Here is an 8646-nt window from a genome sequence, read left to right as displayed (position 1 = left end):
AATCAGCACCATAGGCAAAAATGTACCATAGCTGAGGTCACCGAGTCAAGAAAAATTCCTATCATGGAAAGCTGCCGGAACTGCCGAAGTCGCCGAACTGGCTGTCGTCAGGACTTTGTCAGGCTGAGTTCGGAGCCCGACGCACCTGGCTGCCCGGACTTGTGTCCCGGCGCCGCGTCAAATAGCTTGCCGCCCGGATCAGGGGCGGATTTAGGAGATTTCGATGGCGGGACTTGCACGGGGCGTCGCTGCGGCGATCCTCCTTTTGTCGATGACGACGTTCGGCTTCGCCGCAAACAAGGTCATCGTCATTCTCGATGCGTCCGGCTCGATGTGGGCGCAGATCGACGGCAAGCCCAAGCTCGAAATCGCCCGAGAGTCGCTTCGAACCGTGCTTCAATCGGTCCCCACCGACGACGACATCGGCTTTATGGCCTATGGCCACCGTGAAAAGGGCAGCTGCGACGACATCCAGCTGATCGTGCCGCCGCAGGCAGGTTCGGGCAGCGCCATTTCGGCCGCTGCCGACAGCCTGAAATTCCTCGGCAAGACGCCGCTGACCGCTGCCGTCAAGCAGGCGGCCGAGGCGTTGAAATACACCGAGGACAAGGCGACCGTCGTGCTCATCACCGACGGGCTCGAAACATGCGGGGGTGACCCTTGCGCGCTTGGCAAGGAGCTCGAGGCATCCGGCGTCGACTTCACCGCCGATGTCGTCGGTTTCGGCCTGACCGCCGATGAGGGCCGGCAGATCGCCTGCCTCGCCGACAACACCGGCGGCAAATACATCCAGGCCTCCGACGAGAAGGCGTTGCAGGAGGCGCTTGCCGAGACAGTGGCGGCGCCGGCGCCTGCTCCTGAACCGGCTCCGGCACCTGCGCCAGCGCCCGCGCCGGAGCCGGCCAAACCGGAATTCAATTTCCTGCCGATAGCGGTGCTTGCCGAGGGCGGCGATCCCGTCACTGACGGCAACGCCTGGGAAATCTACAAGGCCAAACCCGACGGTACGCGCGGCGACTACGTCAGCACCGAATACGGCGCCTACAAGGCCAATCTGGAACCGGGCGACTATATCGTCGTGGCCAGTGACGGCCAGGCCAAGACCGAGCAGAAGGTCAAGATCGAGGCCGGCCAGGTCTACAAGCCGCTTTTCAACTTGAATGCCGGCACGCTCATCATCCACCCGCGACCGAGCGCGGGGGCGGATGTCGTCGATGGCGCGGCTGTCGTCATCGACTATCCTGGTGCTGACATGCCCGCCACCTTCTATGGGACGACGAAAGCCGTGTTGCCGGCCGGCGACCAGAAGGTGACTGTCACGATCGGGCAGGGCGTGGCTACCGAGACGATTCCGCTGGCTGCCGGCAAGACCGTGGAAAAGGACATGGTTGCCGGTGTTGGCCATGTCGTTGCCAATGCTTACTATGCTGCGGGCGGCGACAAGGCGGACGGTTCAGGCATCGGCTTCAAGGTGCTCAAGGCAAAAAAGAAGATCGATGGAACCAGGGACGAGGTGACCTACGCCTACGGACCCGACAGCAAATTCGATCTGCCGCCCGATGACTATGTGTTGATTGCGACGGTTGATCTCGCCGTCGTCGAGCAGCCGTTCACCGTCAAGGTGGGCGAATTTCAGGATCTGAAGGTCGCAATGAATGCCGGCGTGCTGGCGATCACCGCGCCCGGAGCCTCGAAGATCGAGATTTTCGAGGCCAAGAAGGACATCAACGGCAACCGCAAGTCGCTTGGCTATGCATTCGACCAGAAGTATCAGGCAGCGATCCCGGCGGGCGACTACGCCGTCGTTTCGGAGAAATCCGACAACAGTTCGAAAGAAGGCAACGTGACGGTCAAGGCCGGCGAGCGAGCCGAGCTAACCGTGCAATAGAATCGTATGCACAACCGCAAGAGGGCGGCCATGTGCCGCCCTTTTTCATGAACGACGCAGAACTGCCGTCAAGCGGTGCCGAAGGCGCTGGCGCCATGGTCGGCGCGGCCGACCAATTGCCGGAAGCCGGCAAACAGTTCGCGGCCGAAGCCGAACTCGTTGCCGATAAGATCGGCATCCGCCGTCCGGCGCAAGGCGAACTCCCCGGCCGGCACCAGGACTTCGAGTGTGCCGGCTTCGGCGTCGAGCCGGATGATGTCGCCTTCATGGATCCTGGCGATAGGACCCTCCTCGACCGCCTCCGGCGTCACATGGATCGCCGCCGGCACCTTGCCGGAGGCGCCAGACATGCGCCCGTCGGTGACCAGCGCGACGCGCTGGCCGCGATCCTGCAGGATGCCGAGCACGGTGGTCAGCTTGTGCAGTTCCGGCATGCCATTGGCCTTCGGCCCCTGGAAGCGGATGACGGCGATGAAATCACCGGTCAGCGTGCCTGCCTTGAACGCATCGTTCAGCCCTTGCTGGCTGTCGAAGACCCTGGCCGGCGCCTCGATGATACGCCGCTCCGGCTTCACCGCGGAAGTCTTGATGACGGCGTGGCCGAGATTGCCTGACAGCACCTTCAGGCCGCCGGTCGCCTGGAATGCCTTGTTGAACGGCGCCAGCACCTTTTCGTCGCCGCTTGCCTTCGGCGAGGCCTCGCGCGCCACGCTGCCGTCGGCGCCGAGCTTTGCCTCGACCGCATAGGGCCGCAGGCCTTCGCCCCACACCGTCTGCACATCCTCATGCAGGATGCCTTCGTCGAGCAGTTCGCGGATCAGGAAGCCGAGCCCGCCGGCGGCGTGGAAATGGTTCACGTCGGCGAGGCCGTTCGGATAGACCCGCGCCAGCAGCGGCACGGCTTCCGAAAGGTCGGAAATATCCTGCCAGGTGATGGCTATGCCGGCCGCCGCCGCCATGGCGATCAGGTGGATGGTGTGATTGGTCGAGCCGCCGGTGGCGTGCAGGCCGACGACGCCGTTGACGATCGAGCGCTCGTCGATCATCCGGCCGACAGGCGTATAGGCGTTGCCGAGCGCGGTGATCGCCAGCGCCCGCTTCGTCGCCTCGCGGGTCAGCGCTTCGCGCAGCGGCGTGCCGGGATTGACGAAGGAAGCGCCCGGCGTGTGCAGGCCCATGATCTCCATCAGCATCTGGTTGGAATTCGCCGTGCCGTAGAAGGTGCAGGTGCCCGGCCCATGATAGGATTTGGACTCGGCTTCCAGCAGTTCGGCGCGCCCGGCCTTGCCCTCGGCGTAGAGCTGGCGGACCTTGGCCTTCTCGTCATTGGGCAGGCCGGTCGTCATCGGTCCGGCCGGAATGAACACCGCCGGCAGATGGCCGAAGGTGAGTGCCGCGATGACCAGCCCCGGCACGATCTTGTCGCAGACGCCGAGATAGACGGCGGCGTCGAACATGTTGTGCGACAGGCCGATCGCTGCGGCCATGGCGATGACATCGCGCGAAAACAGCGACAACTCCATGCCGGGCTGGCCCTGGGTGACGCCGTCGCACATCGCCGGCACACCGCCGGCCACCTGCGCAATGCCGCCGGCTTCGCGTGCCGCGTCCTTGATCAGCGCGGGGAAGGTCTCGAACGGCTGATGCGCCGACAGCATGTCGTTGTAGGAGGTGATGATGCCGAGGTTCGGCACCTTGTCGGCGCCCAGCGCGAGCTTTTCCGAGGGGCTGCACACCGCAAAGCCGTGGGCGAGATTGCCGCACGACAGCACAGCCCGGTTGGCGGTGCGGTTCGATGCCTCGGCGATGCGGCCGAGATAACGCTCGCGGCCTGGCTTTGAGCGCTGGCGGATGCGTTCGGTGATGGCTTCGATGTCGCGTCTGGCGGTCATGGCGGTCGGTCCTTTCAGGCGAGGTCCCGGAAACATCCTCCCGCCGTTTGCCGGGACCAGAGTAAATCGAGATTCAGGGGGCCCAGAAAACCTCTACGGGCTTATGCGCTGCATCGAGCACGGCACGGATTGGCTTTCGCGGCCCGGGCGCCACCGCGCCGTCGAAGGCGATACGCTTGTCCTCACCCTCTATGTGCAGCGCGATGAAGCCGGCTTCGACGATGCGCGCCAGCGACAGGGTCAGCCGCGGCTCGCCCGCACTTGTCGCATGAACCGGCAGCACGATCCTGTCGGAAGACGGGTCGAGCAGCGTCGCCAGATCGTCGGCATCGGGAAAGAACGATGCGGTGTGGCCGTCCGGCCCCATGCCGAGCACGACGACATCGAGCGGCCAGGGCAAGGAGCGGAGCGCTGCATCGTCGGACGAGGCCGCATCCTCGATGCTGGTGGCTTCGTGATAGAGCGGCACAAAACGAGCCGCCTTGGCCGCGTTCTGCATCAGGTTGGCGGTCACCAGCCCGGCATTGGAGCGTGGCGAGGAGGCCGGCACGAAACGCTCGTCGACCAGCGTCACGATCACCTTGTCCCAGGCGATGGGTATCGCTGAAAGGGCGGCGAAGAATTTTGCCGGCGTGGTGCCGCCGGAGACGGCGAGCAACCCCGTGCCGCGCTCGGCGATCGCCTTGGTCAGTCTGCCTGCAGCATGACCTGCAAGGGCGGCCGCCAGTTCCTGGCGCCCGGCGAAGCCGTTCCAGCTATAGGCGGCGCTGTTCAATTGCTCTCGTGCCATGTCCGCCCGTCACGCTCGATCAGTGCTATCGAGGCCGATGGCCCCCAGGTGCCCGCCGTGTAGCCCTGCGCCTCCTGCCTGGCACTTTCCCAGGCATTCTGGATCGGGTCGATCCATTTCCACGCCGCCTCGACTTCGTCACGGCGCATGAACAGGGTCTGGTTGCCACGGATGACGTCCATGATCAGCCGCTCATAGGCGTCCGGTGCGCGGCCGTCGAAGGACTGCGCGAAACTCATGTCGAGCGAGATCTGGCGCAGCCGCATGCCGCCCGGACCCGGATCCTTGATCATGATGAACTGCTTGACGCCTTCGTCCGGCTGCAGCCGGATGACAAGCTGGTTGGCGAAGATCGGTCCGGCGCTGTCGCCGAAGATCGAATGCGGGATCGGCTTGAATTCGATGACGATTTCCGAAACCCGCGTCGCCAGCCGTTTGCCGGTGCGGAGATAGAACGGAACGCCCGACCAGCGCCAATTGCCGATCTCGGCCTTGATGGCGACGAAGGTTTCGGTGTTGCTATCCTTGCCGAGTTCCTCGACATAGCCTTTCACCGGTCCGCCGGCCGAAGCCCCGGCGCGATACTGCCCGCGCACGGTGTGCTTTGGCGCCTCGTTGCCGTTGATGCGCTTCAGTGCCCGCAGCACCTTCAGCTTTTCGTCGCGCACGGCGTCGGCATCCATCGACGATGGCGCTTCCATGGCGACGAGGCACAGCAGCTGCAGCATATGGTTCTGCACCATGTCGCGCAGCGCGCCGGCCTTGTCGTAATAGGTGACGCGGTCTTCCAGACCGACGGTCTCGGCCACGGTGATCTGCACATGGTCGATGTGGGCTGAATTCCACAACGGCTCGTAGAGCGCGTTGGCAAAGCGCAGCGCCATCAGGTTCTGCACCGTCTCCTTGCCGAGATAATGGTCGATGCGGAAGATCTGGCTTTCGTGGAAGTCGTCGCCGACCAGGTCGTTGAGCTTGCGTGCCGAATCGAGATCGCGGCCGATCGGCTTTTCCAGCACGATGCGCGAGTTCGGCGTGATCAGATTGTGCTCTTTCAGCTTGTGCGAGATATCGCCGAACAGCGCCGGCGCCACCGCAAGGTAGAAGGCGCGGATGCGGTCGCTGTCGCCGATCGCCTTCTTGAGCTTGTCGAATCCGGCGCCGTTCGTCGCATCGGCCGAGACGTAGGACAGCCGCGCCAGGAAAGTCTTCAGTTCCTTGGCGTCGATGTCGGCCGGTTTGACGTGCTCGGAGATCGCCTGTTTGGCGAAGGCCTGGAATTCTTCGTCGCTCATTTTCGAGCGCGACGTGCCGATGATGCGTGTCGGCTCCGAAAACTGATGGTCGCGCTGGCGATAATAGAGCGACGGCAGAAGCTTGCGTTCCGACAGATCGCCGGTGCCGCCGAAAATGATGAAGTCGAAAGGCTCGACGGGGATGATCTGGCTGGTCATGGTCTGTCCGCTTTGACGCCGGTCGCTGTGACGCGGCTGATATAATCTAATCGATTTAAATTTTCCAGTGCCATGGTGTCACATCTGGGTGTATGCGCCTGCCCCTTGACAGTCCGATGACCCGGAGGCTTGTCGAAGGCGCGGCTCCGGAAGCCTTCGCAGTTGCAGCATAGAGCGGGATCGACGCGAAAGCCAAAGGAGAAATCGGCGATGGCTCCACATCTTTCGGCCAATCCAGTCAGAAGCCGTGGCTTTGCGCGGATGAGCGCCAATGACGTGCCCGTTGATCGTCACCAATAGTGAGCGGAAAAAACATGCGTCTGGAAAACAAGGTTGCGATCATCACCGGTGCTGCGTCGGGTTTTGGCGAGGGCATCGCCAGGCGCTTTGCGCAGGAGGGCGCCAGGGTCGTTGTCGCCGACCTCAACGCCAGGGGCGCGGAACGCGTCGCCGGTGAGATCGGAGAAGCGGCGATCTGGACCCAGACCGATGTCTCGCTGCGCTCCGAATTCGACGAGATGGTCTATGCCGCCAAAAGCGCCTTCGGCCGCATCGACATCATGGTCAACAATGCCGGCTACACCCATCGCAACGGCGATATGCTCAATGTCGACGAGGAGACCTTCGACCTGATAACATCAGTCAACATGAAGGCGATCTATCACGCGGCACTTGCCGTGGTGCCGATCATGGAGCGGCAGGGCGGCGGCGTCATCCTGACCACGGCCTCCACCGCGGGTCTGCGGCCGCGCCCCGGCCTCACCTGGTACAACGCGTCGAAAGGCTGGGCGATCACCGCCACCAAGTCGATGGCGGTCGAACTGGCGCCGAAGAACATCCGCGTCAACTGCCTCTGCCCGGTTGCCGGCGAGACCGGCATGCTGGAGAAATTCATGGGCGCCGATACGCCCGAAATCCGCGAGAAGTTCCGCGCATCGATCCCGCTCGGCCGGCTTTCGACGCCGCTCGACATCGCCAATGCCGCACTCTGGCTGGCCTCGGACGAGGCCGCCTTCATCACCGGCGTGGCGCTGGAGGTAGATGGCGGCCGCTGCATCTGAAAGTGCCAGGCGTCACGCGCCGGTCTTGATGTAACTCTTGTAGATCCAGCCGGTCTTGCCGTTGTAGGTGATCTGGCACCATTGCTTGCAGCTCTTCACCTGCACCGAGGTTTTGGCTGGCACCGTACCGATGGCGGCGGCATTTTTCTTCGGGCCGCTTCGCATGGTCACGGCCCTTAGGATGCGCCCTGTTCCGGCGGCCGCGGCTTTCCTTGGCTTCGCCTTGGCTTGGCTGTCATCGCCCTCTGCCGCTGGCTCTTGCGGCTGCACCGCGGGGATGGCGGCGGTTTGTGCGCCGTCGGGGTGGTTGCCCGCGGCTGCGCTGGGCGCGGCTACCTTGGCAAGTTCGGTGGCAGCATCGGTAGCGGCTGCCGGCTGTGCAAATGCCGCCGCTTGCTTGTCCGCTGCCTTGGGAGCGGTCGAATCGGACGCGGTTGCTTCCTTTGGCTGGGAACCGGTCCAGCGCGGGTCATTGGCGGCAAGTGCGGGGATATTGGCTTGCGCGGCCGCCACGGTTGTCGGAATTGCGTCGGACTTGCGCGCCTCCGGCACGGCTGCCGCAGCGACCGCGGCCCCAACCGGGGTTATTTTCGTCGTCTTCACCGGAACGGTTGGAATGGTCTGCTCGGGGCTCGCTGCCGCTTGTCTGTCGCTGGCCGGCAATGCCAGCCACAGCGCTACGGCGGCGACGCCAAGCAGCGCGGCGGTGCCGATCGCGGCGATCACCAGATGCGAGTTCGAACGGACTTCCTGCCAGAAAGAGGGCCGCATGTCGTATCCGAACTGCATGGCAAAGCGCCGACGTTCCGGCGTACCGAAACTGAAGGGCTCTCTCACTCTTGCCACCTCCATAAGCGGGCCGACGTTCTTTCAGTCGGTGCCGGAAGTCCGGCGTCTGATCCGCATAGGTCCCAAAAACAACGCGGGCAGTCCCGCAACAATCCCCGAACAATCGCCCAGAACCGGCAGCTTTCGCCTGCGATTGTGGCATCAGTACGCCATTATAGGGGATTCTGCGCCTTTGCGGGAAATTGCGCAATGCGTCGCACGGGCAACAAATGTTACAATGAATATTACAATATTACATCAGGTCGGTCGGCTAGATCCTGTCTCGCAACGCAAACCAGTTGAGCGCCAGGAACAGCAGCGGCGTGCGGAAGCGCCGACCGCCGGGGAACGGCGGGATTTTCAGATCCTCGATCAGCTTCAGCCGGTCGCGGTTGCCGGCAACGGTTTCAGCATAGAGTTTGCCGAAGAAGTTGGACAGCATGACGCCGTGGCCGGAATAGCCGCCGGCCGAGATGACATTGGGCATCACTTCGCGCACGAATGGCTTTCTCGGCACCGTGATGCCGACATAGCCGCCCCACCCATGCGTGATCTCGACATCCCCGAGCGCCGGATAGAGTTCCGCGATCTGGCGGCGGATGTGGATGTGGATATCCCGGGGATCGTTGACGCCATAGACCTCGCGTCCGCCAAACAGCAGCCGCCCGTCCTTCGATCTGCGGAAATAGCGCACGACGAAGCGCGAATCGTCGACCGCCTCGCCGCCCGGCAGCCC

7 protein-coding genes are annotated in these 8646 nt (G+C 63.6%); 2 read left to right on the top strand and 5 right to left on the bottom strand.

Features of this window, described 5'->3' with window-relative positions; all coding sequences use genetic code 11:
• The first annotated feature begins 223 nt into the window (after positions 1-223).
• Positions 224-1888: a VWA domain-containing protein gene (locus EOC06_RS21200; RefSeq protein WP_128308707.1), complete on the top strand. Its 1665-nt coding sequence runs from the start codon at positions 224-226 to the stop codon at positions 1886-1888.
• Positions 1889-1956: 68 nt separating this feature from the next.
• Here EOC06_RS21200 and edd read toward each other — a convergent pair whose 3' ends face one another.
• From edd to zwf, 3 genes are all read right to left on the bottom strand, one after another.
• Positions 1957-3780 carry a phosphogluconate dehydratase gene (gene edd, locus EOC06_RS21195; protein WP_128308706.1) on the bottom strand — a complete coding sequence of 608 codons (1824 nt, stop codon included), beginning with the start codon at positions 3778-3780 and terminating at the stop codon, positions 1957-1959.
• A gap of 73 nt (positions 3781-3853) precedes the next feature.
• A complete protein-coding gene (pgl, locus tag EOC06_RS21190; protein ID WP_128308705.1) occupies positions 3854-4570 on the bottom strand; it encodes a 6-phosphogluconolactonase in 717 nt (238 codons plus the stop codon).
• Complete coding sequence (gene zwf / locus EOC06_RS21185) at positions 4552-6021, bottom strand: glucose-6-phosphate dehydrogenase (protein ID WP_127382692.1); 1470 nt, start codon at positions 6019-6021, stop codon at positions 4552-4554. The genes pgl and zwf overlap by 19 nt, the downstream gene beginning before the upstream one ends.
• A 314-nt stretch (positions 6022-6335) precedes the next feature.
• On the opposite strand from zwf, the gene EOC06_RS21180 reads away from it, so the two are divergent.
• On the top strand, positions 6336-7082 hold the full coding sequence (locus tag EOC06_RS21180) for an SDR family oxidoreductase (RefSeq protein WP_127268127.1): 747 nt from the start codon (positions 6336-6338) through the stop codon (positions 7080-7082).
• A 12-nt stretch (positions 7083-7094) separates the two neighbouring features.
• On the opposite strand, the gene EOC06_RS21175 is transcribed toward EOC06_RS21180, so the two are convergent.
• Both EOC06_RS21175 and EOC06_RS43040 read right to left on the bottom strand, forming a co-directional pair.
• Positions 7095-7919, bottom strand: a complete 825-nt coding sequence (locus EOC06_RS21175) for an SH3 domain-containing protein (protein ID WP_128308704.1) — start codon at positions 7917-7919, stop codon at positions 7095-7097.
• 262 nt (positions 7920-8181) lie between these two features.
• Positions 8182-8646, bottom strand: a 465-nt coding sequence (locus EOC06_RS43040) for an FAD-binding oxidoreductase (protein WP_245469864.1), incomplete at its 5' end; no start/stop codon positions are given.

The sequence above is a fragment of the Mesorhizobium sp. M7A.F.Ca.MR.362.00.0.0 genome (assembly GCF_004023175.1).
In the GTDB taxonomy this organism is placed as follows: Bacteria; Pseudomonadota; Alphaproteobacteria; order Rhizobiales; family Rhizobiaceae; genus Mesorhizobium.
This window is presented reverse-complemented; position numbering and strand designations above follow the sequence as displayed.

What these genes read in the sequence shown, in the direction of transcription:
- EOC06_RS21180 (WP_127268127.1), top strand. Translation starts at nt 6,336, where the DNA reads ATGCGTCTGGAAAACAAGGTTGCGATCATCACCGGTGCTGCGTCGGGT.
- EOC06_RS21200 (WP_128308707.1), top strand. Translation starts at nt 224, where the DNA reads ATGGCGGGACTTGCACGGGGCGTCGCTGCGGCGATCCTCCTTTTGTCG.
- edd (WP_128308706.1), bottom strand. Translation starts at nt 3,780, where the DNA reads ATGACCGCCAGACGCGACATCGAAGCCATCACCGAACGCATCCGCCAG.
- pgl (WP_128308705.1), bottom strand. Translation starts at nt 4,570, where the DNA reads ATGGCACGAGAGCAATTGAACAGCGCCGCCTATAGCTGGAACGGCTTC.
- zwf (WP_127382692.1), bottom strand. Translation starts at nt 6,021, where the DNA reads ATGACCAGCCAGATCATCCCCGTCGAGCCTTTCGACTTCATCATTTTC.